The sequence below is a fragment of the Mycobacterium sp. P2_H7 genome, from assembly GCF_056403275.1.
Map to the genome: position 1 here is coordinate 55406 of NZ_JBFUFU010000010.1, position 24639 is coordinate 80044.

Annotated in this window: 26 protein-coding genes; 14 read left to right on the plus strand and 12 right to left on the minus strand. The window is 66.3% G+C overall.

Annotated elements, in window-relative coordinates; all coding sequences use genetic code 11:
- Positions 1 to 24 precede the first annotated feature (24 nt).
- Positions 25 to 690 (plus strand): LuxR C-terminal-related transcriptional regulator, encoded by a 666-nt coding sequence (locus AC1DY7_RS15495; protein WP_477494593.1) that lies wholly within the window; start codon positions 25 to 27, stop codon positions 688 to 690.
- On the plus strand, positions 650 to 1894 hold the full coding sequence (locus AC1DY7_RS15500; protein ID WP_477494594.1) for a glycosyltransferase family 4 protein: 1245 nt from the start codon (positions 650 to 652) through the stop codon (positions 1892 to 1894). The genes AC1DY7_RS15495 and AC1DY7_RS15500 overlap by 41 nt, the downstream gene beginning before the upstream one ends.
- Before the next feature lie 15 nt (positions 1895 to 1909).
- Here AC1DY7_RS15500 and AC1DY7_RS15505 read toward each other — a convergent pair whose 3' ends face one another.
- Both AC1DY7_RS15505 and kstD read right to left on the minus strand, forming a co-directional pair.
- Positions 1910 to 2770, minus strand: a complete 861-nt coding sequence (locus AC1DY7_RS15505) for a MaoC/PaaZ C-terminal domain-containing protein (protein WP_477494595.1) — start codon at positions 2768 to 2770, stop codon at positions 1910 to 1912.
- Between the two features lies 1 nt (position 2771).
- Positions 2772 to 4460: a 3-oxosteroid 1-dehydrogenase gene (kstD, locus tag AC1DY7_RS15510; protein WP_477494596.1), complete on the minus strand. Its 1689-nt coding sequence runs from the start codon at positions 4458 to 4460 to the stop codon at positions 2772 to 2774.
- Positions 4461 to 4533: 73 nt separating this feature from the next.
- Here kstD and AC1DY7_RS15515 point away from each other — a divergent pair, with 73 nt between their 5' ends.
- From AC1DY7_RS15515 to AC1DY7_RS15540, 6 genes are read left to right on the plus strand one after another with little or no spacing between them, the layout of a single operon-like run.
- On the plus strand, positions 4534 to 5319 hold the full coding sequence (locus AC1DY7_RS15515; protein ID WP_477494597.1) for a 2-keto-4-pentenoate hydratase: 786 nt from the start codon (positions 4534 to 4536) through the stop codon (positions 5317 to 5319).
- 26 nt (positions 5320 to 5345) lie between these two features.
- The gene (locus tag AC1DY7_RS15520) at positions 5346 to 6263 is read left to right on the plus strand and encodes an acetaldehyde dehydrogenase (acetylating) (RefSeq protein ID WP_477494598.1); all 918 of its coding nucleotides are present in this window, start codon (positions 5346 to 5348) and stop codon (positions 6261 to 6263) included.
- Positions 6260 to 7309: a 4-hydroxy-2-oxovalerate aldolase gene (gene dmpG, locus AC1DY7_RS15525; RefSeq protein ID WP_477494599.1), complete on the plus strand. Its 1050-nt coding sequence runs from the start codon at positions 6260 to 6262 to the stop codon at positions 7307 to 7309. Before AC1DY7_RS15520 ends, dmpG begins: the two co-directional genes overlap by 4 nt.
- Before the next feature lie 29 nt (positions 7310 to 7338).
- The gene (locus AC1DY7_RS15530) at positions 7339 to 8325 is read left to right on the plus strand and encodes a permease (RefSeq protein WP_477494600.1); all 987 of its coding nucleotides are present in this window, start codon (positions 7339 to 7341) and stop codon (positions 8323 to 8325) included.
- Positions 8322 to 8987, plus strand: coding sequence for a TIGR03943 family putative permease subunit (locus AC1DY7_RS15535; protein ID WP_477494601.1), 666 nt, complete (start codon positions 8322 to 8324; stop codon positions 8985 to 8987). Before AC1DY7_RS15530 ends, AC1DY7_RS15535 begins: the two co-directional genes overlap by 4 nt.
- Positions 8944 to 11046: a RecQ family ATP-dependent DNA helicase gene (locus tag AC1DY7_RS15540; RefSeq protein ID WP_477494602.1), complete on the plus strand. Its 2103-nt coding sequence runs from the start codon at positions 8944 to 8946 to the stop codon at positions 11044 to 11046. Before AC1DY7_RS15535 ends, AC1DY7_RS15540 begins: the two co-directional genes overlap by 44 nt.
- Here the strand turns inward: AC1DY7_RS15540 and AC1DY7_RS15545 are convergent.
- Positions 11008 to 11688, minus strand: coding sequence for a GNAT family N-acetyltransferase (locus AC1DY7_RS15545; protein WP_477494603.1), 681 nt, complete (start codon positions 11686 to 11688; stop codon positions 11008 to 11010). The genes AC1DY7_RS15540 and AC1DY7_RS15545 overlap by 39 nt on opposite strands.
- A 136-nt stretch (positions 11689 to 11824) precedes the next feature.
- Between AC1DY7_RS15545 and AC1DY7_RS15550 the strand changes: the two genes are divergently transcribed.
- Positions 11825 to 12271 carry a hemophore-related protein gene (locus AC1DY7_RS15550; RefSeq protein WP_477494604.1) on the plus strand — a complete coding sequence of 149 codons (447 nt, stop codon included), beginning with the start codon at positions 11825 to 11827 and terminating at the stop codon, positions 12269 to 12271.
- Here the strand turns inward: AC1DY7_RS15550 and AC1DY7_RS15555 are convergent.
- A complete protein-coding gene (locus tag AC1DY7_RS15555) occupies positions 12268 to 13158 on the minus strand; it encodes an IclR family transcriptional regulator (RefSeq protein WP_477494605.1) in 891 nt (296 codons plus the stop codon). The genes AC1DY7_RS15550 and AC1DY7_RS15555 overlap by 4 nt on opposite strands.
- Before the next feature lie 132 nt (positions 13159 to 13290).
- Here AC1DY7_RS15555 and AC1DY7_RS15560 point away from each other — a divergent pair, with 132 nt between their 5' ends.
- From AC1DY7_RS15560 to AC1DY7_RS15570, 3 genes are read left to right on the plus strand one after another with little or no spacing between them, the layout of a single operon-like run.
- Complete coding sequence (locus AC1DY7_RS15560; protein WP_477494606.1) at positions 13291 to 14418, plus strand: hypothetical protein; 1128 nt, start codon at positions 13291 to 13293, stop codon at positions 14416 to 14418.
- Positions 14419 to 14420: 2 nt separating this feature from the next.
- Positions 14421 to 15203 (plus strand): SDR family oxidoreductase, encoded by a 783-nt coding sequence (locus AC1DY7_RS15565; protein WP_477494607.1) that lies wholly within the window; start codon positions 14421 to 14423, stop codon positions 15201 to 15203.
- Positions 15203 to 16345 (plus strand): sulfotransferase family protein, encoded by a 1143-nt coding sequence (locus AC1DY7_RS15570; RefSeq protein ID WP_477494608.1) that lies wholly within the window; start codon positions 15203 to 15205, stop codon positions 16343 to 16345. The genes AC1DY7_RS15565 and AC1DY7_RS15570 overlap by 1 nt, the downstream gene beginning before the upstream one ends.
- 3 nt (positions 16346 to 16348) lie before the next feature.
- Here AC1DY7_RS15570 and AC1DY7_RS15575 read toward each other — a convergent pair whose 3' ends face one another.
- A complete protein-coding gene (locus tag AC1DY7_RS15575; protein WP_477494609.1) occupies positions 16349 to 17002 on the minus strand; it encodes a sensor domain-containing protein in 654 nt (217 codons plus the stop codon).
- A 263-nt stretch (positions 17003 to 17265) separates the two neighbouring features.
- On the opposite strand from AC1DY7_RS15575, the gene AC1DY7_RS15580 reads away from it, so the two are divergent.
- Positions 17266 to 18063, plus strand: coding sequence for a phthiotriol/phenolphthiotriol dimycocerosates methyltransferase (locus AC1DY7_RS15580; protein WP_477495044.1), 798 nt, complete (start codon positions 17266 to 17268; stop codon positions 18061 to 18063).
- A 19-nt stretch (positions 18064 to 18082) separates the two neighbouring features.
- Here the strand turns inward: AC1DY7_RS15580 and AC1DY7_RS15585 are convergent, their stop codons facing one another.
- Both AC1DY7_RS15585 and AC1DY7_RS15590 read right to left on the minus strand, forming a co-directional pair.
- Positions 18083 to 18538: a hypothetical protein gene (locus AC1DY7_RS15585; protein ID WP_477494610.1), complete on the minus strand. Its 456-nt coding sequence runs from the start codon at positions 18536 to 18538 to the stop codon at positions 18083 to 18085.
- 4 nt (positions 18539 to 18542) lie between these two features.
- Positions 18543 to 19697: a 3-ketosteroid-9-alpha-monooxygenase, oxygenase component gene (locus tag AC1DY7_RS15590; RefSeq protein WP_477494611.1), complete on the minus strand. Its 1155-nt coding sequence runs from the start codon at positions 19695 to 19697 to the stop codon at positions 18543 to 18545.
- 97 nt (positions 19698 to 19794) lie between these two features.
- Here AC1DY7_RS15590 and AC1DY7_RS15595 point away from each other — a divergent pair, with 97 nt between their 5' ends.
- Positions 19795 to 20319 carry a gamma carbonic anhydrase family protein gene (locus AC1DY7_RS15595; protein ID WP_477494612.1) on the plus strand — a complete coding sequence of 175 codons (525 nt, stop codon included), beginning with the start codon at positions 19795 to 19797 and terminating at the stop codon, positions 20317 to 20319.
- On the opposite strand, the gene AC1DY7_RS15600 is transcribed toward AC1DY7_RS15595, so the two are convergent.
- Genes AC1DY7_RS15600 through AC1DY7_RS15620 form a run of 5 tightly spaced genes read right to left on the minus strand, consistent with a single transcriptional unit; the run spans position 20306 to position 24631 of the window.
- Positions 20306 to 20929 carry a hypothetical protein gene (locus tag AC1DY7_RS15600; protein ID WP_477494613.1) on the minus strand — a complete coding sequence of 208 codons (624 nt, stop codon included), beginning with the start codon at positions 20927 to 20929 and terminating at the stop codon, positions 20306 to 20308. The two genes, AC1DY7_RS15595 and AC1DY7_RS15600, sit on opposite strands and share 14 nt — an antisense overlap.
- A 60-nt stretch (positions 20930 to 20989) precedes the next feature.
- Positions 20990 to 21391, minus strand: a complete 402-nt coding sequence (locus tag AC1DY7_RS15605; RefSeq protein WP_477494614.1) for a nuclear transport factor 2 family protein — start codon at positions 21389 to 21391, stop codon at positions 20990 to 20992.
- Positions 21388 to 22563 carry a thiolase domain-containing protein gene (locus AC1DY7_RS15610; RefSeq protein ID WP_477494615.1) on the minus strand — a complete coding sequence of 392 codons (1176 nt, stop codon included), beginning with the start codon at positions 22561 to 22563 and terminating at the stop codon, positions 21388 to 21390. Before AC1DY7_RS15610 ends, AC1DY7_RS15605 begins: the two co-directional genes overlap by 4 nt.
- A 2-nt stretch (positions 22564 to 22565) precedes the next feature.
- On the minus strand, positions 22566 to 23621 hold the full coding sequence (locus AC1DY7_RS15615; protein WP_477494616.1) for a thiolase domain-containing protein: 1056 nt from the start codon (positions 23619 to 23621) through the stop codon (positions 22566 to 22568).
- Positions 23622 to 23629: 8 nt separating this feature from the next.
- A complete protein-coding gene (locus AC1DY7_RS15620; protein WP_477494617.1) occupies positions 23630 to 24631 on the minus strand; it encodes a Zn-ribbon domain-containing OB-fold protein in 1002 nt (333 codons plus the stop codon).
- Between the last annotated feature and the right edge of the window lie 8 nt (positions 24632 to 24639).

Sequence of the window (24639 nt, forward strand, 5' to 3'; positions counted from 1 at the left end):
ACGGTCCTGGAGACGCTTCACGAAATGAAGATCCTGATCGTCGACGATTGCGTGCTGCATCGGGACAGTCTGGCCGCGGCACTGGCCGCAAACGGCACGCCGGCCGCGTGCTGTGCCTGGGACCTGCTCACGTTGGCCACCGCCATCCGGGACATTCCGGGCTGTCTGATGTTGCTGAACATCGCAACCCGTAACAGTGAGGCACTGCTGCGAACCGCACTGGCAACCGATCCGGATGTACGGGTGGTCATTCTGGGTGTTTCCGACGACGACGACGACGGGGTCATCGAGTGCGCCGAGGCGGGCGCCACCGCGTACCACACCCGTACTGAGTCGTTCGAAGAACTACTCGACGTGATGGGAAAGGTCGCCGCAGGTGAACCCTCTTGCTCACCGCGAGTCTCGGCGATCCTGCTTCGCCGACTGGCCGCGCTCGCCTCAGAACGGCAACCCGACGTGCAAGAACTGGTTCTCACCGCCCGTGAGGCACAGATCCTCGGAATGCTGAAAATGGGCTTGTCGAACCGCGAAATCGCTGCTCAGCTGTGTATCGCCGTTCACACGGTCAAGAACCACGTGCACAGCCTGCTGACCAAGCTCGGTGTCCGCACCCGCGCCGAGGCCGCAGCACTTCTTCACCCGACGAACTATGCCGTGGCCACCCCGGAGATCCAGTCCGGGTGCAGCTGAGAATTGGATCTTCGGGCCTATATACCTGCGGCCGCCGGAGTCCGATATTGAGTGCATGCTCTCCACGAGGGCTGTCGCACCGGGGTGCGGACTCCTAGATCTGAAGGACCAGACCATGGATCAGCTCCACATCAACGGAAAGTGGTTGGCGCAGAACCTTCCGGGAGCAGGCCGCTTCTCGGCGGAGATGGTCATGGCCATCGCAGAAACCGGCCGGTGCGATCTCGTTCTGCATATTCCAGCGGATGCTGTTGCGCCGCTGCCGTCATGGACCGCCGACAGTGGTGTCGAGATCCGCCGAGCTCCGTTCTCGGGCAGCATCTTTGAACAGTTCTACTTGCCGATGGTTACCGGTGGTCGGCTCTTGCTGAACTTCGCCGGTTCGGCACCGCTGATCAAACGCAGACAGTTGGTCACCATGCATGCCGCCACAGCGTTTCGATGTCCTCTGGGGTACCGGAAGGCATCCGTCGTTGCGCAGCATGCGCTGTACTGGATCCTCGCCCGCGCCGCCGACGGCCTGATGACGGTGTCCGAGTTCAGCGCACACGAATGGTGCGATGTGCTGAGGATCGATGTCGACCGGTTCATGGTGGCAGGCGGCTCGGCTGATTCGCTGGCGGGTGTGTGCCCGAAACGTCCGGAGTCGATTCCCGGCGGTGATCACTACCTGGTAGTCGGCAGTCCGTCCCGGCACAAGAATCTCCACGCACCGGTGACGGCGATGACGGGCTCTGGGCGCAGGGTGGTCATCGTCGGAGCGGCGGACGATCTCACGAATTCGCTTGCGGCCCAGCTATGTGATGACCTAGCGGTGGTCGTGGAACGGGTCACCGATGCCGAGTTGGTGTGGCTCTACCGGCACTCGCGGGCCCTCGTCGTGCCCTCCACCTATGAGGGTTTCTGCTTGCCGGCGCTGGAAGCGCAAACGCTGGGTTGTCCAGTGGTGTGTTCAGACTCGGCGGCAATACCGGAGGTGTGCCGCGACGGAGCACTCTATTTCGACCCGGACGATCCAGACATGCTGTTGGCTCAGCTCGACCGGCTCGAGTCGGAGATCGGACTCGCCGACGATCTCAGGCGGCGAGGCTGCGCGAACGCGCGACGCTATTCGTGGATCGAGTCCGCCGAGCGCGTCGTGGACTGGGTCACGTCGACGCGGTTCGTCCGGCGTCCAGGCCGGGAGAGCCGCCTGTGCGTTTAGCGGAATCGATACCGGCTACGCCGGGATCAGCTCCACGCCGGACAGCACGACCGCGTCGTCCCGGCTGGGTGCGGTCAATTCCCCGATGAGCTTGCCTTCGTGGCGCCAGATGTTGGCCCGCAACGTCTCACCGGGAATCACCGTGCCGGCGAATCGTGCACCGTAGGAACCCACCTGGGTTACGTCCCCGTCGAAGAAGTGATCGACGATCGCCTTGCATCCGATGCCGTAGGTGCACAAGCCGTGCAAGATGGGCCGGTCGAAACCGGCGGCCTTGGCGAACGCCGGATCCGAATGCAGGGGATTGCGGTCGCCGCACAGCCGGTACAGCAGCGCCTGCTGGGGCAGCGTCGGCAGGGCGATCTCGGCATCGGGGGCCCGGTCGGGTAGTTCCACCGAGGTCGAGGGCCCGCGCTCGCCGCCGAAGCCACCTTCGCCGCGGGCGAAGATGGAGCGCTTCGTGGTCCACAGCACGGTGCCGGACTCGTCGGTCACCGTCGACTCGCTGACGATGACGGCGGCCTTACCCTTGTCCCAGATCTCGGTGAAGCGTTGCTTCGACCAGGCTCTGCCGCTGGTCGGGATCGGTCGGGGCACCGTCACGCCCTCGCTGGCGTGCAGCACCTTGGACAGCTCGATGTCGATACCGGGGAACTGCACCGTCGGCGCCTCGGTCATGTGGAAGCTGACCGCGACATTGCCGAAGGTGGGCAGCACCTGCGGGGTGTTGTCCGTCAGATAGCGCAGCTCGCGCTCATCCATCGGATCGGCACCCGCGCCGAGCCCCAGGTGGTACAGCTGGATATCGCTACTGGTCCAGGAGAATTCGAGTGGTTCCAGGTCGGCAGCGAGTGCCTTCTCGACATCGATCGGCATGTCAGCCCTTTCCGGCCGCGGCAATGGCGAGCGCCGCCAGGTATCCGAAGGTCATGGCGGGCCCGATTGTCCCGCCAGGGCCGGGATAGGTGTGACCCATCACCGGCGAGCTGACGTTACCCGCGGCGTAGAGGCCGTCGATCACGGAGTTGTCATCACGCAGCGCGCGTCCGTCGTTATCGGTCCGGATTCCGCCCTTGGTACCCAGGTCGCCGGGCACCATCTTGGCCGCGTAGAACGGGCCGTTCTTGATCTCGCCCAGGTTCGGGTTCGGCTTGTTGGTCGGATCGCCGTAGTAGCGGTCATACGCGCTTTCGCCACGGTGGAAGTCCTCGTCCGCCCCGGCACGGGCGAAGCCGTTGAAGCGTTCGATGGTGGCGTTCAGCGCTTCGGCGGGCAGGCCGGTCTTCTCGGCCAGCTCGGCCAGTGTGTCGGTCTTGATGACGACGCCGGACTCGATCCACTTCTTCGGGATGCGCTGTCCGGGCTGCAATCCCGCGAAGATGTAGCGGTCGCGGTACTGCTGGTCGAAGACCAGCCAGGCCGGCACGTTCTCGCCGGGGCCCGAACCCTGGCCGTACTGGCCGCCGTACATGTGGTGGCAGGCCTCGACGTAGGGCATCGATTCGTTCATGAACCGCTTGCCGTTGAGGTTCACGATGATCGACCCGGGGGAGTTGCGCTCGGACAGTGCAAACCACGGTGCGTCGACCAGCGGGACCGTCGGCCCCCACCACGAATCCTCCATGAGTTCCAGTGCGGCGCCCAGCTTCTCGGCGGCCAGGATGCCGTCTCCGGTATTGGCCTTGGCGCCGACGGTCCACTCGGTGGTGATGGGCGCGCGCTGGTACTTCACCCGCATCTGTTCGTTGTGCTCGAAGCCGCCGGAGCCCAGGATGACACCCTTACGGGCCCGGATCAATTGCGGCTCAGCCGATTCCGGCGATCCATCGGCGCGGACGTAGATGCCGCGGACCACGCCGTCCTCGACGTAAAGATCGGTCAGCGCGGTGTTCAGCAGCACCGGCACGCCGGCCTTCTGCAAACCGATGCGCAGCGGCGCGATGAGGGCGCGTCCCATGCCGACCAGGTTCTTGCCGGTGGCGTTGGCCCACACCGAGCGCACACCGACCTTGATGCTGCGCAGCACGCCGCGCGGGTGGCGCTTGAGCTGGTTGAGGCGGACGTAGTCCTGCTGCAGCACCACCATGTTCAGCGGCACCTTGCCGTACGGCGGCTCCAGGCCCTTCTCGTCGGCCCCGAGCTTCTTGGCGTTGAACGGCTTGGGTTCCACCGACCGCCCGGTGGCCTTGCCGCCCGCGGTCTCCGGGTAGTAGTCGGAGTAGCCCGGCACCCAGCACAGCTTCAGCGGGGAGTTGGCGAGCACGAACGACAACATCTCCGGGCCGCGCTCCAGATAGGTGTCGATCTTCTCCGCGGGCACCACGTCGCCGATGATCGTGTGCAGGTATTTGCGTGCGGCGTCGGCGGTGTCTTTGACCCCGTCACGCTTGAGGATCTCATTGTTCGGGATCCACACGCCGCCGCCCGATCGTGCCGTCGAACCGCCGTAGTGCGGAGCCTTCTCAACGACTAGTGTCGAGAGACCCTGGTGAGCAGCGGTGAGGGCGGCGACCATGCCGGCAGCGCCGCTGCCGACCACGACGACGTCGTACTCCTGTCCAGTCATGTAGAACACGTTATAGAATGGCCCGGCCTGGGTACAACTGCGCCGGTCAAAGTGATGAGGGGAATTCACCTAAATGCTGAGTGTTGAGGTACGCGACGAGCTCGCGGCGGATCTCGCCCAGGCCGAGCGCAGCCGGATCCCGACCACCCCGCTGACCGACCGGTATGCGGATATCGACGTGGTGGACGCCTACGAGATCCAGCTGATCAACATCCGGCAGCGGGTCGCCGAGGGTGCCCGGGTGATCGGGCACAAGGTGGGTCTGTCCTCGGAGGCCATGCAGAAGATGATGGGCGTCGACGAGCCCGACTACGGCCATCTGCTGGCTGACATGCAGGTTTACGAAGACGTCCCGGTTCCCGTCGGCAGGTTCCTGTACCCGCGCGTGGAGGTGGAGGTGGGCTTCCTTCTCGCCGATGATCTGCCGGGTGCGGGTTGCACCGAGGACGACGTGCTGGCCGCGACGGCGGCGTTCGCGCCGTCGATCGAACTGATCGACACCCGCATTACCGACTGGAAGATCAAGTTGTGCGACACGATCGCCGACAATGCGTCCTCCGCGGGGTGGGTGCTGGGGCCGGAACGGGTGTCGCCCAAGGACATTGACATCAAAAACATAAACGCTGTGCTTAAACGCAACGGTGAGGTGGTCGCGGAAGGCCGCAGTGACGCTGTGCTGGGCAATCCCGTCACCTCGGTGGCCTGGCTGGCTCGCAAGGTCGACCAGTTCGGGGTGCGCCTCAAGGCCGGGGACATCGTATTGCCGGGTGCATGCATGCGTGCGATAGATGCACGTCCGGGTGACGATTTCGTAGCAGATTTCGACGGACTAGGTTCAGTCAAACTTTCATTTGAGTGATGTTTTCGAGTTAAGAGGACGTTTTTATGGCTGCCAAGGCTTCAGTGGCGATTGTCGGGTCGGGCAACATCAGCACCGACCTGCTGTACAAGTTGTTGCGGTCGGACTGGCTGGAACCGCGCTGGATGATCGGGATCGATCCCGAATCCGAGGGTCTGGCCCGGGCGCGCAAGCTGGGCCTGGAAACCAGCGCCGAAGGCGTGGATTGGCTTCTGGCGCAGAGCGAATTGCCGGATCTGGTGTTCGAGGCCACCAGCGCCTACGTGCACCGCGACGCCGCGCCGCGATACGAGGCAGCCGGTATCCGCGCCATCGACCTGACCCCGGCGGCCGTCGGGCCCGGGGTGATCCCGCCGGCGAACCTGCGCGCGCACCTGGATGCGCCGAACGTCAACATGGTCACCTGCGGTGGGCAGGCCACCATCCCGATGGTGTACGCGGTGTCCCGTGTCGTGGACGTCCCCTACGCCGAGATCGTGGCGTCGGTGTCCTCGGCGTCCGCCGGGCCGGGTACCCGGGCCAACATCGACGAGTTCACCAAGACCACCAGCGCAGGCGTGCGCGATATCGGTGGGGCGGCCAAGGGCAAGGCCATCATCATCCTGAACCCGGCCGAGCCGCCGATGATCATGCGCGACACCATCTTCTGCGCGATTCCCGAGGACGCTGATCACGCCGCGATCACCGCGTCGATCAAGGACGTCGTGGCGCAGGTGCAGACCTATGTGCCCGGCTACCGGTTGCTCAACGAACCGCAGTTCGACGAACCGTCGGTGGTCAACGGCGGCAACCACGTCGTCACCGTGTTCGTGGAAGTGGAGGGTGCCGGGGACTACCTGCCGCCCTACGCTGGAAACCTGGACATCATGACCGCCGCGGCCACGAAGGTCGGCGAAGAAATCGCGAGGGAACGGGCGTCGGTCTCGGGAGGTGCGCAAGCATGAGTGCAGAAGTTTGGTTCGATGCGAGCTGGGACGTCCGGATGACCGACACGTCGCTGCGCGACGGGTCCCATCACAAGCGGCACCAGTTCACCAAGGACGAGGTCGGCGCGATCGTCGCGGCGCTGGACAACGCGGGTGTTCCGGTCATCGAGGTCACCCACGGCGACGGGCTGGGTGGCTCCAGCTTCAACTACGGATTCTCCAAAACCCCTGAGCAGGAACTGATCAAGCTCGCCGCCCAGACGGCCAAGGAAGCCAAGATCGCCTTCCTGATGCTGCCCGGTGTGGGCACCAAGGAAGACATCAAGGAAGCGCAGAACAACGGCGGCTCGATCTGCCGGATCGCGACGCACTGCACCGAGGCCGACGTCTCCATCCAGCATTTCGGGCTGGCCCGCGAACTGGGTCTGGAGACCGTCGGGTTCCTGATGATGAGCCACACCATCTCCCCGGAGAAGCTGGCCGCCCAGGCGCGCATCATGGCCGACGCCGGTTGCCAGTGCGTCTACGTCGTCGACTCCGCGGGCGCGCTGGTGCTCGACCAGGTCGCCGACCGGGTGGCCGCGCTGGTTGCCGAGCTCGGTGACGATGCTCAGGTCGGTTTTCACGGCCACGAGAACCTGGGGCTGGGCGTGGCCAATTCGGTCGAGGCGGTACGCGCCGGGGCCAAGCAGATCGACGGGTCCTGCCGTCGCTTCGGCGCCGGTGCGGGCAACGCGCCGGTCGAGGCGTTGGTCGGGGTGTTCGACAAGATCGGCGTCAAGACCGGTATCGACTTCTTCGACATCGCCGACGCCGCCGAAGAGGTGGTGGCTCCCGCGATGCCGGCCGAATGCCTGCTGGACCGCAACGCACTGGTGATGGGTTATGCCGGGGTGTACTCCAGCTTCCTCAAGCACGCGGTCCGCCAGGGTGAACGCTATGGCGTACCCGCCCACGAGCTGTTGCTCCGGGTCGGGCAACGCAAGCTCATCGGTGGCCAGGAAGACCAACTCATCGACATCGCTCTGGAGATCAAGCGCGAGCAGGACGCCGCGAACGCCTGATTGTCAGCAGGCCCCGGCAAGATGGGGGCATGGCCACCACCGAGTCAACTCGCCGCCGAGTGGGCTCTCTGGAGTTCCTCCTGGTCGGCCTCATCGTGCTGGCGCTGTCGGCGGGTGCGGTCAGCGGTGTGCTGGCCACGCATCCACGGCTGGCGGCCGCCGCGACCATCTTCTGCGGGGTGTTCGTCCAGGCGCTGCCCTTCCTGGTGTTGGGCGTCATCGTCAGCGGGCTGGTCGCGGCCTTCGTCACCGCCGAGCGGTTGCAGCGTTGGCTGCCGCGCAGACCGGTGCTCGCCGTCGCCGCGGCCGGTGTGGGCGGCGCAGCCCTGCCGGGATGTGAGTGTGGTTCGGTTCCGGTGGCGCGCCGGCTGTTCGGCGGGGGCACCGGCGGTGCGGCGCTGACATTCATGCTGTCCGCCCCGGCCATCAATCCGGTCGTCCTGGTGGCCACCGCCGTTGCGTTCCCCGGTCAGCCGCAGATGGTGGTCGCCCGTTGTGCGGCATCGCTTCTCGCCGCGGTGACCATGGGTCTGCTGTGGCAGCGCTGGGGCCGCACCGAGTGGGTTACCCGTACCCTGCCGACGTTGCATGACGATTCGGCACCGCGCTGGGCGGTCTTCAGCGGCGCCGCCCGGCACGACTTCCTGCAGTCGGCGGGCTATCTGGTGATCGGTGCCGCCGCGGTGGGCCTGTTGCGCGCGTTCGTCCCGGCGTGGGTGTTCGAGCATGTGGCAGGCAATCTGGTGGTCGGGATCGTCTCGATGGCGGTGCTGGCGGTGGTGCTCGCGCTGTGTTCGGAGGCAGACGCTTTCGTCGCGGCCGGTTTCACCATGCTGCCGCTGCTGCCCCGGCTGGTGTTCCTGGTGGTCGGCCCCGCCATCGACGTCAAACTCTTCGCCATGCAGGTCGGCATGTTCGGCCGGGCCTTCGCGGTCCGGTTCGCACCGGTGACGCTGGTGGTGGCGACGGCCAGTGCCACCGTGGTGGGCCTGCTGGCGCTGGGGACCGGGTCATGACCCGGGTCACGCAGAACACCCTGGTGCTGCTGATCGGCCTGAGTGCGGGACTGCTGGTGGTGAAGGGCACCTACCTCAACTTCGTCAAACCCGGTCTGCTGCCGTGGCTCATCGCCGCGTCGGTGCTTCTGGTGGTGCTGGGGCTGGTCGGCTTCGTCGCCGACGCCCGGCATGGTGCGGGCGAACACCACCGTCACCGCGACATGGCTTGGCTGCTGCTGATCCCGTTGGCGCTCACGGCTTTTGTGACGGTGCCGGCCGTGGGCGTGGTCGGCGCGACACCCGAGTCGACAGCAGCAACCCAGCCGCCTCTGCGACCCTTCCCGCCGCTGCCGCCGGACGGCACGGTGTCGCTGCCGGAAGTGCTGATGCGTGCGGCCGCCGACTCCACACACAGTCTGGACAACCGTTCGATCGCCACCACCGGTTTCACGATGGGTGCCGACCTGGCACGTGTGGTCATCATCTGCTGTGCCGCGGACGCGCAACTGGCCCGGATCCATCTGTCCGGCAACATTTCTGCCCATCCCGATGACACCTGGCTGCGCGTCGAAGGGCGCATCGTCCCGGGGTCCTCCAACCCATCCACCCACTTCATCCCGACGCTGGAGGTCACCCGTGCCGTCCCCATCCCCAAGCCTGTCAACACCTACGCGTACTGACGCCCAAGCCATCCTGGCTCAGCTCGCCGGCCCGGAAGCGGTGCTGCGGGACGACCAGTGGACCGCGATCGAAGCGCTGGTCGTCGGGCGACGGCGGGCACTCGTGGTGCAACGTACCGGCTGGGGAAAGTCCGCGGTGTACTTCATTGCCGCCAAGCTGCTGCGGGCAGGCGGGCGGGGTCCGACGGTCATCGTGTCGCCCTTGTTGGCGTTGATGCGCAACCAGGTGGCCGCCGCGCAGCGAGCGGGGGTGGCGGCCGCGACGATCAACTCCAGCAATGTCACCGAATGGCAGGACGTTCACCAGCGGGTGACCGCGGGCGAGCTCGACGTGCTGCTGGTCAGTCCGGAACGGTTGAACAATCCCGATTTCCGGGACGCGGTGCTGCCGGCGTTGGCCGCCGACGCCGGCCTGGTGGTGGTGGACGAAGCGCACTGCGTCTCGGACTGGGGTCACGATTTCCGTCCCGACTACCGGCGTATCCGGACCCTGATCGCCGAATTGGGTTCCGATATACCGGTTCTGGCGACCACGGCCACCGCCAATGATCGTGTGGTCGACGATGTGGCTTCACAATTGGGTGTCGGCGGCGGGGATACCGTCGTGCTGCGCGGCGGGCTGGACCGCGAGTCGCTGCGGCTGTCGGTGGTACAGGCCGGCGGCCCTGCGCAACGCGCGGCATGGATTGCGGCGCAACTGGAATCGCTACCCGGCTCGGGCATCATCTACACCCTCACGGTGTCCCAGGCCCACGATATCGCCACGTTGCTGCGCGAGCGCGGTTTCCCGGTGGCCGCCTACACCGGATCGACCGAGACCGCCGAGCGGGAGCAACTGGAGGCCGACCTGCTGGCCAACCGGGTCAAGGCCCTGATCGCCACCTCGGCGCTGGGCATGGGATTCGACAAACCCGACCTCGGGTTCGTCGTGCACCTGGGTGCGCCGTCCTCGCCGATCGCCTACTACCAACAGGTCGGCCGCGCGGGCCGTGCCACCGCCAGCGCGGAGGTGATCCTGCTCCCCGGCCGTGAGGACGCGGACGTATGGCGCTACTTCGCCTCGGTGGCGTTTCCTTCGGAAGCCATGGTGCGCAACGTGATCGGCGCCCTGGAGCCGGACCGGGCGTTGTCCACGGCGGCGCTGGAACCGCTCGTCGATCTGAACCGGTCCCGACTGGAGATGGTGCTCAAGGTCCTTGACGTCGACGGCGCGGTGCGCCGGGTCAAGGGCGGCTGGATCAGCACCGGTCAACCGTGGGGTTATGACGAGCCGCGCTACCGGCGCCTGGAGGAAGCGCGTCAGCGCGAGCAACAGGCGATGCTGGACTACCAGGCGACGACGGGGTGCCGGATGGCGTTCCTGCGCAGCCAACTCGACGATCCCGAGTTGGAGGACGGTCACCGGTGCGGCCGCTGCGACAACTGCGCGGGCTCGCGCTACCCCAGCGCCGTCGACGTCTCGGCGGCCGAGTCGGCGCGCGAACAGTTGATGCGCCCCGGCGTGGAACTCGCGGCGCGCAAGCAATGGCCCACGGGGCTGGCGTCGCTGGGGATCGACCTGTCCGGACGCATCAACGACGGCGCCGAGCCCGGTCGCGTCATCGGCAGGCTCACCGATCTGGGTTGGGGCAGCAGGCTGCGGCGGCTGCTGGACGGTCCGGACGGTGAGGTGCCCGACGATCTGGTGCAGGCGGTGATCGCGGTACTCAAGGCATGGGACTGGAAGACACGGCCCACCGCGGTCCTCGCTCTGGATTCGGCGACCAGGCCCCAGTTGATCCGCTCGACCGCGGCCCGACTGGCCGAGATCGGCCGGCTCACCGACCTGGGGGTGTTGCAGTACAGCGCGACGCATCGACCTGTCGGCGCGGCGAATTCGGCCTATCGGGTGGCTGGGCTGCTCGACGCCTGGGTGCCGCCGACCCACCTCGGCGAAGGCCCGGTGCTGCTGGTCGACGATCTGACCGACACCGGATGGACGCTGACCATGGCGACGCGGGTGGTGCGTCAGGCCGGCGCGTCAGCCGTCCTGCCGTTCGCGCTGGCCGGGGTACGTTGACGAGAACCCCAGCTGCGCGGCGACCGCTTCGATACCGGTGAGCTCGATATCGTTGCGGCGGATGGTGTTCCACTGTGCGCGATCCATCGCGAAGGCCAGCATGGTGTCCGGCCGGCCGCGGCGGGCCTCCTGCGTCGTGCCGGTGCGCACATAGGGTAGTGACCCGGTGACGCCCAGCGAGGCAGCGTTGTCATGCCAGGCGCGGGTGGTGGCCTCGTCGGCGCCGAAGCCCGCGAAGATCAGATGCAGCGCAGCGTGGCGGGTCTCCCGCCCGATCCCGCGACGCTGGTACGCGCGGCCCAGCCACGATCCCGTGGTGACCGATCGGCGGGCCGGGAACTCCTCGGCATGCACCGTGCACACCCCGACCGCCCGTCCGCCGGAGATCACCGCGAGTGGGATGTCCCAATGCGCGGTCGTGATCTCCGCCCGGCACCGCCAGTAGTACTGCAGGCTGTTGCGTTCCAGCTGGGGTGAAGGGGCGTCGGTCCAGGGCTCCGAGAACGGCATGGTCGCCGGGTCGTGGATGCCCTGGGCGGCCAGCAACGCCAGCTCGGCGGCCAACTCGTCGCTGATATGGCGCAGGGTGACCGTCGGGGTGTTCACTTCCAGGCCGGACAGTGGCCACGCCGGATACGTCATGGCCTCATCGCAGCACATCCGGTGGTCGACTGACCAGCGAGTTTTGCCACTCCTGTAACGGCTGAGTTTGCTGAGGCGAAGTGCTCTACAGGGCCGGGGACATCCTTGCGCGGCCCGCAGCAAAGGAGTGGACAACATGGCCCGTATCGAGATCTTCCGGCGTGCCGCCCTCGGCCTCCTCATGGCCGGCGCCGCCGGAGCGGTGCTCGGCATGCCGACCGCGTGGGGCGATCCCGAAAGCCCGGAAACCCCGAACACACCGGAGGTTCCGGCCACCACGGCACCCGTCGCTGCGCCGGCAGCAGGTGACTGCACCGCCGCCGGCCTGGCCGACACCATCACCTCGGTCAGCAAGGGTCTGTCGGTGTACTTCGCCGCGCACCCCGACGTGAACGCGGCACTGATCGACTTCACCCGGCAGCCGGCGTTCGTCGCGGTCGGGCAGTTCGACGGGTACTTCAAGGACCATCCGCAGCAAGCCGACGAGCTGCGTGCCATCCAGGCGCCGCTCACCGCGTACAAGGAGCGGTGCGACCTGCAGGTGTCCCCGACGGACGCGCTCGCCGTCCTCGCCGAGGTCTAGGCCGGACTCGACCCGCCCAGCTGCGTTGTCAGGGCGGCCGCGGTGGTCATCACGACGCGCGCGCGTTTGGTGATCTCGCTGTCGGTCAGGGCATACCCGATCTGCAGCGAGACCACCATGACCTGGCGCCGGTGGTGGTCGAACACCGGAGCGGCGATGACGCTGATGTCGTGCCGCGCCCGCGGACCTGCCTCGCTCGGCAGATACACCCGCTCACCGATATCGGACACCAATTCGCCCAGCAGGGCCCGTAATTCGGCGGGCAGCGTGCTCGACATCCCCGCCATCAGTGCGTACAGCCGCCGGCCGCCGGGGGTGAGCCGTTCCACGAGATAGCCGGTCGTCCGGCACTCGGCGATGACGCGCTCCAGGCGGTCGCTGTCGGTGCGCAGCGGAATGGTCGGTTCCTTGGCCAGCCAGTCCCGTACGGCTTGCTCGTCCCACAGCACGAACATCAGCCCGACGGGCGGAGCGAACGGGTAGCTCTGACCCACCCGCACGGTCGGCGGGGTACCCGTCGGGGTGACGAGCTCCAGCAGGGTGATGCGGTCATCGACGATCCCCGAGAGTGCGGCGGTGGCATCGAACTTCTCGCTGAGGCGCCCGAGCTCGGCCCGGGCGGCGGGGCTGACCCGCATGGATTCCTGGGCGGTGTGGCCGAGGCTGATCAGCGCCGGGCCCAGCCGGTAGGTCTTGTCGGTGTGGTCGCGCACCAGGTATCCGGCGCCGGTCAGGGTGGTGACGATGCCCAGGCAGGTGGGCTTGCTCAGGTCGACTCGTCTGGCCAACTCGGACAGGCCGAACTGCTGGTGTGGATGGCGGGCCAGGAAATCCAGGACGGCGACCACCCGAGCGGTGGGGGGAGAGGCGCGGCCGGTGTCAGGCATGTCAGAAATGTACCAAGCCGTTCCATATATCGACCGGAGACGCCGTTGACGCCGACTGGAACACGTTCTAGTCTTCAGTCGGAATGTCTACCGATGCGGTCCAATAATGGACCGTGAAAGGCGTGCTCCCGAATGTATTCGCAGCCGTTCATCGATGCGGTCGGCGAGGCCGAACGCCTCGTCGCCGCAGCCCCGTTCATCGAATCCGAAGCCGACCTGCTCGAAGGTCTGCAGTACCTGGCAGGCTGCATCGCCGCCTGCACCCACGTCGCCTTCGACTATGACCGCGACCACCCGTTCCTGCACAGCGGCACCGGCCCGTTCACCAAGATGGGTTTGGACAACCCGGACACCATGTACTTCGGTACGCGGGTGCAGCCCGGCCACGAATATGTGGTGACGGGCCGGCGGGGAACCACCACCGATGTCAGCTTCCAGCTGATCGGCGGGGAGTACACCGACGAGGTGGTCCCCGACAGTGAGACGGCGTTCGACGACCGCAAGCTGGAGATCGCCGCCGACGGCACCTTCGAGTGGCGCTTCACCCCGGACAAGCCCGCCCAGCTGGTGATCCGCGAGGTCTACAACGACTGGTCCGCGGCGCGGGGAACCTTCGCCATTGCCCGCGCCGACACCGCAGGCACCGCACCGGAACCGCTGAGCCGCGAGCTGATCGAAAAGCGTTATGCCGTCGCGGGTAAGCAACTGGTGCAGCGCGTGAAGACGTGGCTGCAGTTCCCGAAATGGTTCTACGACAACCTTCCGGTGAACACCCTGACCGCACCACGATTGACGCCCGGCGGGCTGGCCACCCAGTACTCCTCGGTGGGGCATTACGACCTCGCGCCCGATCAAGCGATCGTCATCACGTTGCCGGTCACCGATGCGCCGTACCTCGGCTTCCAGTTGGGCAGCCTGTGGTACATCTCGCTGGACTACATCAATCACCAGACCTCGCTGAACGGCACTCAGGCCCAAGCGGATCCGGACGGCAAGATCCGCATCGTCGTCTCCGAGGCGAACCCCGGCGTGACGAACTGGTGTGAGACCCTCGGCCACGGCAAGGGCTATCTGCAGTTCCGCTGGCAGCGGGTGTCGCGCGAGCTGACCGAGACCGACGGCCCGACCCTTGAGGTGGTCGCACTGACCGATGTACCGGCGACGCTGCCGTACCACGAAGCGAACAAGATCTCGGATGACGATTGGCGGGCACGGATTGCGCTGCGCCAGAAGCTGATCGGCGAGAGGATGGTGGGTTGACCATGACAGGTCTGTTGCAGGACAAGATTGTCGTCATCAGCGGTGTCGGGCCTGCGCTCGGCACCACCCTGGCCCGTCGATGTGCCGAGGAGGGGGCCGATCTGGTGCTGGCCGCCCGTACGGTCGAACGCCTCGAAGAGGTCGCCGGTCAGGTGACCGCACTGGGCCGGCGCGCGGTGGCCATCGGTACCGACATCACCGACGATGCGCAGGTCGCCAATCTGGTGTCGGAGTCGCTCGCGGCGTACGGCAAGGTCGATGTGTTGATCAACAACGCTTTCCGGGTGCCGTCGATGAAACCGTTCGCCAAGACGAGCTTCGACCACATCCGCGAGACCGTCGAGCTCACCGTGCTCGGTGCGCTGCGGCTGATCCAGGGCTTCACCCCGGCGCTCACCGAGGCCAAGGGTTCCGTGGTGAACGTCAACTCGATGGTGGTCCGGCACTCCGACCCCAAGCAGGGCGCCTACAAGTTGGCCAAGTCCGCGTTGCTGGCGATGTCCCAGTCGCTGGCCAGCGAGCTCGGCGGCGCCGGAATCCGGGTGAATTCCGTTCTGCCCGGATATATCTGGGGTGGCACACTGCAGGGCTACTTCGAACACCAGGCCGGAAAATACGGCACCACCGTGGACGAGATCTACAAGGCCGCTGCGGTGAACAGCGATCTGAAGAAACTGCCCACCGAGGACGAGGTGGCCTCGGCCATCCTCTTCATGGCCAGTGATCTGTCCAGTGGTATCACCGGGCAGACGTTGGACGTCAACTGCGGGGAGTACAAGTACTGATGTCACGAACCAACGTAGGCACCGTCGAGGACCTGCATGCATCCGCGGTAAAGGCTTGCGGGCTGGACGATTTCGGCAGCGACGACGACAACTACAAGGAAGCGCTGGGCGTGCTGCTGGAGTCCTATCAGCGCGACGCCGACCTCACCGAGTTCGGCAGCAAGATGCAGCGCTTCTTCGTGCGCAACGCCCTGGTGGCCCGTCTGGTGTCCGAGGCGGCGTTCAAACAGTATCCGCAGCACGCCGACGTACCGATCGAGCGGCCCATCTTCGTCACCGGCCTGCCCCGCACCGGCACCACCGTGATCCACCGGCTGCTCACGGCCGACCCGCGACACCAGGGCCTGGAACTGTGGCTCGCCGAGTTCCCGCAACCCCGCCCGCCGCGCGAAACCTGGTCGCAGAACCCGGTCTTCCAGCAGCTCGACGCGCAGTTCACCAAGGCGCACGAGGAGAACCCGGACTACACCGGCCTGCACTACATGACCGCTGACGAGGTCGAGGAGTGCTGGCAGCTGTTGCGCCAGTCGCTGCACTCGGTGTCGTACGAGACGCTCGCGCACATCCCCACCTATTCGCGGTGGCTGGCCCGTCAGGACTGGACCAAGTCCTATGCGCGGCACCGCCGCAATCTACAGCTGATCGGGCTCAACGAACCCGAGAAGCGCTGGGTACTCAAGAATCCCAGTCACCTGTTCGCCCTCGATGCACTGTTCGCGACCTACCCGGATGCGCTGGTGGTGCAGTGCCACCGACCTGCGGAGACGATCATGGCGTCGATGTGCTCACTGGCCCAGCACACCACCGAAGGCTGGTCGAACACCTTCGGTGGCGATGTCATCGGCGCGGACTCGATGGAGACCTGGTCGCGAGGACTGGAACTCTTCGATGCCGAACGGGCCAAGCATGATCCGGCTCAGTTCTGCGATGTGGACTACTTCGAGTTCATCAAAGATCCGGTGGGCGCCGTCGAGGGCATCTACCAGACCTTCGGGATCGACTTCACCGACGCGGCCCGCCTGGCCATCGCCGACAGTCACGCCGAGAGCCAGCAGGGGCCGCGCGCGCCGAAGCACACCTATTCACTGGATGACTACGGGCTGACGGCCGAGCAGGTCAAGGCGCGGTTCAACGGGCTCTGACCGTCACGCCGTCGTATTCACCAGCAGCTCAATGCGTTTCAGTGTGTCCTTGGCCAGCGCGCCGACGTCGTAGCCGTTGACGGGACCACAAGCGGTGATCTCGACAGCCGCGTTGTACGCGGCGACGAACGCGTTGTCACAGCCCCAGTCGGCGCTGTGGAAGGACCACGCCACGATGCTCGGTGAGTCCGAGTCGACGCGCGGGTCCATGGTGAAGTGGTACTCGCGGCCCTTCATGCTGGTCACGAGGAACGGCGTATCCCGGCAGGATTCGATGGTGGCGTGGGCCCCGACAAGCGCGGCCTTCGGATCGAAGTCCGAGGGGTAGACGGCGGCGATCTCCTCGATGTAGACCTCGCGTCCGTCCATCGCGACCCAGTGTCCGCCGTCGGTGACGACGGGGTGGCGGTCGACGATGAAGGGCGCGTCCTGCTCCCGGGCCACGCCGGCGCAGGACTTGGGCTCGACGGTGACGAACCGATTGCCGTCCTTGCTCTGGACGTGCTCGCTGAGTAGGTCGCCGACCTGTGCGGCGATGATCGGGCCCACTCTGGGCGCAGCTTGCGGCAGGGCGGTGTCGACGAAGCGGGTGCAGCCCGTCAGCGCGAGCGCACATGCGAGGACGCCGATGACGGAATTCACCCGCGGTGGCCGCATTCGGGATTTTGTCCGGACGGCCTTCCGCGACGGCATGCCTGATGCTATCGGGCAGATCCGGGAACGGGCCGTTGACGAGTCATTTCGCCGCGCGGATCCTGGCAACCAGGCCTGTAATTGGTTGCGACCGGAACATGTGCTTGTTGTGATGGCAAAGACGTCCGGCTGCGAATCCCCACTCATGTGGCGAAGCTCACAGAAGTGCTCCATAGTGCTTTGACATGACGACTTCTTCGACCAAACCCTATCGCCGGGACTGGCTGATGCGGGTTGTCGGTATCTCACACCGACATTTTGGCAAATTGGTGTCCAGTTACGGCTATCGCATTCTCACCAAGAGTTTGGGTGACGACGATCTGCACTTCCTGAACTGGGGCTACGAGGAGGATCCCCCGATGGGTATCCCGCTGGAGGCGGCCGACGAGGTCGACCGCTATTCGATCCAGCTGTATCACCGCACCGCCGACCAGATCGAGCTGGCCGGTAAGGATGTCCTCGAGGTCAGCTGCGGGCACGGGGGTGCGGCGTCCTACGTCAGTCGCTACATGAAGCCGGCCTCCTATACCGGACTGGACCTCAATCCGGCGGGCATCGCGTATTGCAAGGCACATCACCAACTACCGAATCTGACGTTCGTGCACGGCGACGCCGAACATCTGCCGTTCCCCGACGGGTCGTTCGATGCGGTGATCAATGTCGAAGCGGCGCACCTCTATCCGCATTTCACCCAGTTCCTCGCCGAGGTCGCGCGGGTGCTGCGTCCCGGCGGTCACTTCCTGTATGCGGATCTGCGCGGCGGGACGGGGAATGATCTGCAGCAGTGGGAGAAGGACCTCGACGACTGGTCACTGACCGAGCTGTCGCAACGTCCCATCGAAGCGGAGGTGCTGCGGGGTCTGGAGAAGAACACGGTCCGGCATACCGAATTGATCGCCAAGCACATGCCCAGGCCGATCCGTGGGGTGGCTCGCGACATCGCCGGTGTGCAAGGCGCCCGGCTGTACAACCAGGTGGAGAGCGGTGACATCGTCTACCGCATCTACGATTTCGTGAAGGCGTGACCGGTCGGCAGCGGTAACGTTAGCCGTCACCCGGCGAGGGTGCGGTCGACACTTCTTCCAGGCAGCCTTCCGCGACGGCATGCTTGATGGAGTCCGTCAGCTTCGGACAAGACCGGGCACGGGCGGGATCCCCACCGGCGTCCCTGATCTCACTGAACACGGCACACCGCTGGGTGGCCTCGCTGCTCCATTGCACCGACGTCTGTTCCGGGCCGAGCTTCTTCACCTGTACCGCGACATGGCAGAACCGACAGTCCACCGACACCAGGCCGGAGGTCAGATACCGTTCCCGGTCGCGCGCGGTGGCCTCCCGGACGGCGGCCGCGCGGCGTGGGTCGTCAGCGAAATCCGGTGCCTTGGACCATGATCCGGACGCCGACGTGGTGCCGCCCGCGTGATCGTGATCGTCGTCGTCGTGGCCGAGCAACTCCAGCATCGAGCGGGCCAGCCTGTCGACATCGGGCGTCTGGGTCATGGACTCACGCCTCCGCCGGCTGCTCGGCCTTCTGGGCTTCCTGGCGCTTGAGATTCTCCTCCACCTCGACATGCCACTTCTCGTTGGCGGCCGTCGTGTCGACCTCCATCTCGAAGCGGTCGGTCATGTCCGCGGTGACATCGGCGGCGTCGACGTAGAACTGTTGGTACCAGCGGCGCATCTGGTAGACGGCGCCGTCCTCCTCGACCAGGAGCGGGTTGTCGATGCGGGTCTTGTGCTTCCAGATCTCGACGTCCTGCAGGAAGCCCTTGCTGACGCCCTCGGTGAACACGCGGGCCAGCTTCTCGGTGGTCTTCTCGTCGAGGCCCTTCGGCTTCTCGACGATGACGCCCCACTGCAGCATGAAGCTGTTCTGGCTGACGGGATAGTGGCAGTTGATCAGGATGGACTCGGCCTTGAAACCGCCGTAGTTGTTGTGCAACCAGTTGATCATGAACGACGGGCCGAAGTAGCTGGCCTCCGAGTCGAGGTGCGCCTCGCCGTAGGTGGTGCCCAGGTCGTTCACGTCGGGACGGCCGACGTTGTGCAGGTACTGCGAGGCGACATGGCCTTCGAAGACGTTCTTGAAGTACGTCGGCAGTCCGTAGTGGATGTAGAAGAAGTGCGCCATGTCGGTGACGTTGTCGATGATCTCGCGGCAGTTGCTGCCCTCGATGAGCATCGAGTTCCAGCGCCATTCGGTCCAGTCGTCGCTGACGGATTCGGGGATCTCGGGGATGCGCACTTCGGCCGGCGGTGGGTTGCCTTCGGCGTCGTGCCACACGAACAGCAGGCCGCCGCGCACGTCGGTCTCCCAGGCGCGGGTGCGGGCCAGCCGCGGGGTGCGCTTGGCGTAGGGGACCAGCTTGCACTTGCCGTCGCCGCCCCAGCGCCAGTCGTGGAACGGGCACGCGACGGTGTCACCCTTGATGGTGCCCTGGGACAGGTTGCCGCCCATGTGACGGCAGTACCCGTCGAGGACTTTGACCTCGCCGTTCGAGTCGGCGAACACGACGAGCATGCTGCCGAAGATCTCGACGCCGTGGGGCTTGCCGTCGAGGAAATCGGTGACCGGCCCGAGGCAGTGCCAGCCGCGGGCATAGCGGTCCGGCAGCGCTCCGGTGTCGATCTCGCGGACGCTCGCAGATTCGGTACTCACGGTGGGCCTCCCGTATCGGTCTTCTAACTAGAACACGTTACAGTTTTGGTCCTCGTTCGCGCAATGCATGTATGCCCACCTGCGGTATATGTGAACCATGCCTCTTTATGAATTCGAGGGCCGAGCTCCCGTGGTGGACCCGACCGCGTTCGTCGCGCCGACCGCCACGCTCATCGGGGACGTGCACGTCGCCGCCGGGGCCTCGGTCTGGTTCAACGCGGTGTTGAGGGCCGACTATGCGCCGATCATCATCCGCGAGGGAGCCAACGTGCAGGACGGATCGGTCCTGCACGCCCCGCCGGGTATCCCGGTCGATGTGGGTCCCGGAGCCACCATCGCGCATTGCTGCGTCATCCACGGTGCCCATATCGGCAGCCATGCGGTCATCGCCAACCATGCGACCGTGCTCGACGGAGCGGTCATCGGTTCCAGGACTCTGGTCGCCGCGCATGCGCTGGTGACCGGCGGCACCAAGATTCCCGACGAGGTGCTGGTGACGGGCTCACCCGCCAAGATCAAGGGGCCGATCGCGGGCACCGGCGCCGAGATCTGGATCAACACCAACGGTGTGGCGTACCAGGATCTGGCGCGCCGCTACGCCGAGGGACTCAGGGCTGTGTAGCCAGGCCGGTGCGCAGCGCGATCGCCTGCATCTTGCCGACGTTGGTGACGAACCCGTCGGTGGTGGTGTCGCCGATCGCGCTCTGGAACTCCATCCGGACCAGGGCACGGTCGACGGTGAAGAACATCAGGGTGACCGACTTGTCCTCTTCGGGTTTGGCGCCCTTGACGACGACGCCGCCGGTGCCCACGGCGATGGGTTGCGGGGTGCCGCCGGCCACCAGCGAGGGCAGCGTCGCCTGCGCCTGCTTCAGGGTGGCCTCGGCCGTCGCAGCATCCGGATAGATCAGCACGACGCTGCTGATGGCGCGGTCGTCCTGGTCGTTGACGAAGAAGGCACTGGCGCCCGGTTGTCCGTCGGGCTGTGACTGCGCCGACTGCTGGTGGAAGGTGTCCTCTTCATCACTGAGGTCCTCGGCGCTGATCAACAGGCGCTCGTAGTTCGGCGCGGCCTTCGCCGGTGACGACGATGTCGTCGTCACTGGGGGCTGCGCCGGAAATCCGGGCAGGCTGGTCGCCGCGGGCGTGCTGCCGTTGGTGCCGGCGCAACCGCTGATCAGGGCCGCCGCGAGGGCGATGGGGGCAATGGCGGACGTGTTGAGGCGCAGCACAGTGATCTGTTGACTCTTACAAACTAGGGAACAAAGCGTCCTCAACGCTACGCGACGGCATCAGATCTTGCGGGCGCCCGCCGTGGCCGCCGCCAGCTCCCAATACGCCCGCAGAGCGGCGATTTTTCCCTCCGCGTTCACCCGGTAGGTGAACACCCCGTCGGCTTGCACGCGATACCCGCTCGAGACGATCACGATGTGACCGACGTTGGCTTCCTCGTCGCCGCAGACATATGTCTTGTCGAAGTGGAACTCCAACTGGCTCGGGGCGATCGCCATATCGAAGAATCTGGCGATCGCCTCCTTGCCTCGATGACCGTTGCCCTCGGGGTCGAAGTGCGACGGACCGATCGGGTCCTCGACGATCGCGTCGTCGGCGAACAACGCGAGCCAGGCGTCCTTGTCGCGGGCGACGGCCGCTTCGCGCGACCGCCGCCCCGCAAGGGTGACCGGTGCCGTCACTGTGCTGGTTTGTCGCTGGAGACGACCCACATCGAGTAGTACTGGGCGCCGCCACCGTAGGCGTGGCCGAGGGCTTTGCGCGCGCCCGGGACCTGATGGTCGCCCGCCTTGCCCATCACCTGGATGGCCGACTCGGCGAACCGGATCATTCCGGACGCACCGATCGGGTTCGACGACAGCACGCCGCCGGAGGCGTTGAACGGGATCCGTCCGCCGATGGCGGTCTCGCCGGCCTCGGTGAGCTTCCAGCCCTCGCCCTCGGCCGCGAAGCCCAGGCTCTCCAGCCACATCGGCTCGTACCAGGAGAACGGCACGTAGACCTCGGCGGCGTCGATCTCGTCGATGGGTGAGGTGATGCCCGCGGCCTTCCACAGCGCGGCCGCGGCGTCGCGGCTGGCCTGCGGGTTGACCTGATCACGGCCGGCGTAGGCCAGCGGCTCGGTGCGCAGCGCGGTGGCGTGGATCCAGGCGACGGGATTGCCATTGGCGAGATGCGCCTCGGCGGCCTCTTCGTTGCCGATCACCATCGCGGCCGCTCCGTCGGACGACGGGCAGGTCTCGTCGTAGCGGATCGGGTCCCACAGCATCGGGGAGGCCATCACCTTCTCCAGCGTGATGTCGGGCTGATGGAGGTGCGCCAAGGGGTTCTTCGCGCCGTTGAGCCGGTCCTTGACCGCCACCATGGCGCCGATGTGGTTCGGGGCGCCGGAGCGGCGGATGTAGGCGCGCACGTGCGGGGCGAAGTAGCCGCCCGCGCCGGCGCCCACCGGCTTGGTGAACGGCACCGGAATACTCAACGCCCACATGGCATTCGATTCGGACTGCTTCTCCCACGCCATGGTCAGCACGCGCTTGTACTTGCCGGACTGAACCAGGCTGGCCGCGACGATCGCGGTCGAACCACCCACCGAACCAGCGGTGTGCACCCGGATCAGCGGCTTGTTCGTCGCTCCGACCGCGTCGGCCATGAACAGTTCGGGCATCATCACGCCCTCGAAGAAGTCGGGCGCCTTGCCGACCACCACCGCGTCGATATCGTCGAACGTCGATCCGGCATCGGCGAGCGCACGGTCGATGGCCTCACGCACGAGGCCGTTCATCGACACGTCGTGTCGCTTGGCGACGTACTTCGTCTGCCCGGTGCCCAGCACCGCGGCAAGCTTGCCCGCCATCTTTATTTCCCTTCCAGGACGGCGACGAGATTCTGTTGCAGCGCAGGGCCGCTGGTGGCGTGCGCCAGCACGCGCTGCGCAGAACGAGAGAAGATGTGCTGCGCGGCGAAACCGATGCGCTCCAGTCCGGCCGAGAACATCGGGTTGGCGGACAGCGCGCCGCCCGACGGATTGACCTTCGTCGAGGCCCCCAACCCGATGGCCTCGGTGAGGATCAGCTGCTGATGGGTGAACGGGGCGTAGATCTCGGCGATGTCGATCGAACCCGCGTCACCATTCAGGGCCGCCTTGGCCGACGCGGCGGTGGACGGCGAGGCCGTCAGGTCGCGGGCGCCGAGGATCGGTGTCTCGATGCGGTGCTCGAAACCGGTTATCCAGGCGGGGTTTTCGCGCAGTTCGCGCGCTTTGTCGCCGGATGCCAGCACGATCGCGGCGGCCCCGTCGGTGATCGGCGCGATGTCGTGGCGGCGCAGGGGGTCGGCGAAGAACGGCCGCGACAGCAGATCGTCAATGCTGCCGGTGACCTCTTCTTTGTCGGTGCGGCCGCCGGCGGCGTAGGAATCGAGGGCCACCTGAGCCATCTGCTCGGCGGTCCACTTACCGGCATCCAGTCCGGCGCGGGCCTGCAACCCGGCCATCGACACCGAGTCCGGCCACAGCGGCCCGACGGTGTACGGGTCGGTCTGCAGGGCCAGTACCCGGCGCAGCGTGCCTGCCGAGGACTTGCCGAAGCCGTACACCAGGGCCGTCTCGACCTGCCCGGTGAGCAGCTTGATGTAGGCCTCGTAGAGCGCCCACGCGGCGTCCATCTCGACGTGCGACTCGTTGATGGGCGGGATGGCACCGATCGAGTCGATCGCGGAGATGAACGAGAAGGCGCGGCCGGCAAGGTAATCCGAGGATCCCGAGCACCAGAAGCCGATATCGGTCTGCTTGAGGCCGAGCTCCTCGTACAGCTTGTGGAAGCACGGCATCAGCATCTCGACGCCGTTGGTGGTGCCGTCGGTGCGGCGGACGTGGGGCGCGTGTGCGAAGCCCACCACTGCGATGTCAGTCATGTCTGCCTTTACAGGTGGTGCTTGTAGGAGTCGTAGTCGGCATCGGGCTCACCCGTCGGCTTGAAGTAGTCGATGTTGTCGATGCCCAGGCCCCACTCCTCGCGGGGCTTCCACACCGCCTGTACGCGCATACCCATCCGCACATCCGCCGGGTCGATCTCGACGACCAGGTGCAGGAACGGGATGTCGGCGCCGTCGAGCAGCACGTAGGCGGCGACGTAGGGCGGCTTGATGCGCTGCCCCGGGAACGGGATGTTGATGATCGCGAACGTGGTGACCGTGCCGACATCGGGCAGCTCGAGGAACTCATCGAGCGCCAAACCCGTTGCGGGATCGGCTTCCTTGGGTGGGAAGTACACCTTGCCGGGCTGGCCGTCGCGGCCACTCTTGGTGCGGCCACCCAGCAGCTTGCCTTCCTCAAGGGCCTTGAGGAACGTGGTCTCGGGCAGTGAGGCGGTGTGCTGGATCTCGATGAAGCTCGGCGTCACCTGCACCGTGATGGGGTCCCGGTCATCGGGCGCGCCCTCGGGTTCCGGATCCTCACCGGGAACGAAGTAGGCGATGTCGGTGATGGCGCCGACCGGCTCGTCGATCCAGTGCGCGTGCACCCGGTCGCCGGTCTTGAGCGTGCCCTCGGGCGCGTCGACCGCGTGCAGCAGTGCGGTGTCCGCGCCGTCCAGCTTGATCAGCGCCCAGGCGAACGGCCGGTCCAACGGCTGGCCCTCCAGAGGCGTCGGCTGCCAGGTCCACGACTGCACCGTGCCGACGGCGCTGACGGGCACCACCTCGGTCAGGGCCGCGTAGGTGACCGGGTCATACTCGGCGGGCGGTACATGTACCCGGCCGTCCGATCCGCGGACGCCGACGATCCGTCGTTCGCGCAGTGCGGTGAAGAACTGGGACAGGAGTGGTCCGACTGAACGGGTGTAGTCGAATGCGAGCTTCAGCGGCGCCGAGAGAGGCCGCTCATGCTTGTCGATCTGCACCGGGCTGCTTTGGCCTGTGGTCACGGCATCGA

Excerpts from the sequence above, each read along its gene's own strand:
- AC1DY7_RS15570 (WP_477494608.1), top strand. The coding sequence starts at position 15,203 with ATGTCACGAACCAACGTAGGCACCGTCGAGGACCTGCATGCATCCGCG.
- AC1DY7_RS15520 (WP_477494598.1), top strand. The coding sequence starts at position 5,346 with ATGGCTGCCAAGGCTTCAGTGGCGATTGTCGGGTCGGGCAACATCAGC.
- AC1DY7_RS15530 (WP_477494600.1), top strand. The coding sequence starts at position 7,339 with ATGGCCACCACCGAGTCAACTCGCCGCCGAGTGGGCTCTCTGGAGTTC.
- dmpG (WP_477494599.1), top strand. The coding sequence starts at position 6,260 with ATGAGTGCAGAAGTTTGGTTCGATGCGAGCTGGGACGTCCGGATGACC.
- AC1DY7_RS15560 (WP_477494606.1), top strand. The coding sequence starts at position 13,291 with ATGTATTCGCAGCCGTTCATCGATGCGGTCGGCGAGGCCGAACGCCTC.
- AC1DY7_RS15495 (WP_477494593.1), top strand. The coding sequence starts at position 25 with ATGAAGATCCTGATCGTCGACGATTGCGTGCTGCATCGGGACAGTCTG.
- AC1DY7_RS15550 (WP_477494604.1), top strand. The coding sequence starts at position 11,825 with ATGGCCCGTATCGAGATCTTCCGGCGTGCCGCCCTCGGCCTCCTCATG.
- AC1DY7_RS15500 (WP_477494594.1), top strand. The coding sequence starts at position 650 with ATGCCGTGGCCACCCCGGAGATCCAGTCCGGGTGCAGCTGAGAATTGG.
- AC1DY7_RS15565 (WP_477494607.1), top strand. The coding sequence starts at position 14,421 with ATGACAGGTCTGTTGCAGGACAAGATTGTCGTCATCAGCGGTGTCGGG.
- AC1DY7_RS15585 (WP_477494610.1), bottom strand. The coding sequence starts at position 18,538 with ATGACCCAGACGCCCGATGTCGACAGGCTGGCCCGCTCGATGCTGGAG.
- AC1DY7_RS15515 (WP_477494597.1), top strand. The coding sequence starts at position 4,534 with ATGCTGAGTGTTGAGGTACGCGACGAGCTCGCGGCGGATCTCGCCCAG.
- AC1DY7_RS15555 (WP_477494605.1), bottom strand. The coding sequence starts at position 13,158 with ATGCCTGACACCGGCCGCGCCTCTCCCCCCACCGCTCGGGTGGTCGCC.
- AC1DY7_RS15615 (WP_477494616.1), bottom strand. The coding sequence starts at position 23,621 with ATGACTGACATCGCAGTGGTGGGCTTCGCACACGCGCCCCACGTCCGC.
- AC1DY7_RS15575 (WP_477494609.1), bottom strand. The coding sequence starts at position 17,002 with ATGCGGCCACCGCGGGTGAATTCCGTCATCGGCGTCCTCGCATGTGCG.
- AC1DY7_RS15505 (WP_477494595.1), bottom strand. The coding sequence starts at position 2,770 with ATGCCGATCGATGTCGAGAAGGCACTCGCTGCCGACCTGGAACCACTC.
- AC1DY7_RS15545 (WP_477494603.1), bottom strand. The coding sequence starts at position 11,688 with ATGACGTATCCGGCGTGGCCACTGTCCGGCCTGGAAGTGAACACCCCG.
- AC1DY7_RS15610 (WP_477494615.1), bottom strand. The coding sequence starts at position 22,563 with ATGGCGGGCAAGCTTGCCGCGGTGCTGGGCACCGGGCAGACGAAGTAC.
- AC1DY7_RS15580 (WP_477495044.1), top strand. The coding sequence starts at position 17,266 with ATGCGGGTTGTCGGTATCTCACACCGACATTTTGGCAAATTGGTGTCC.
- AC1DY7_RS15595 (WP_477494612.1), top strand. The coding sequence starts at position 19,795 with ATGCCTCTTTATGAATTCGAGGGCCGAGCTCCCGTGGTGGACCCGACC.
- kstD (WP_477494596.1), bottom strand. The coding sequence starts at position 4,460 with ATGACTGGACAGGAGTACGACGTCGTCGTGGTCGGCAGCGGCGCTGCC.
- AC1DY7_RS15535 (WP_477494601.1), top strand. The coding sequence starts at position 8,322 with ATGACCCGGGTCACGCAGAACACCCTGGTGCTGCTGATCGGCCTGAGT.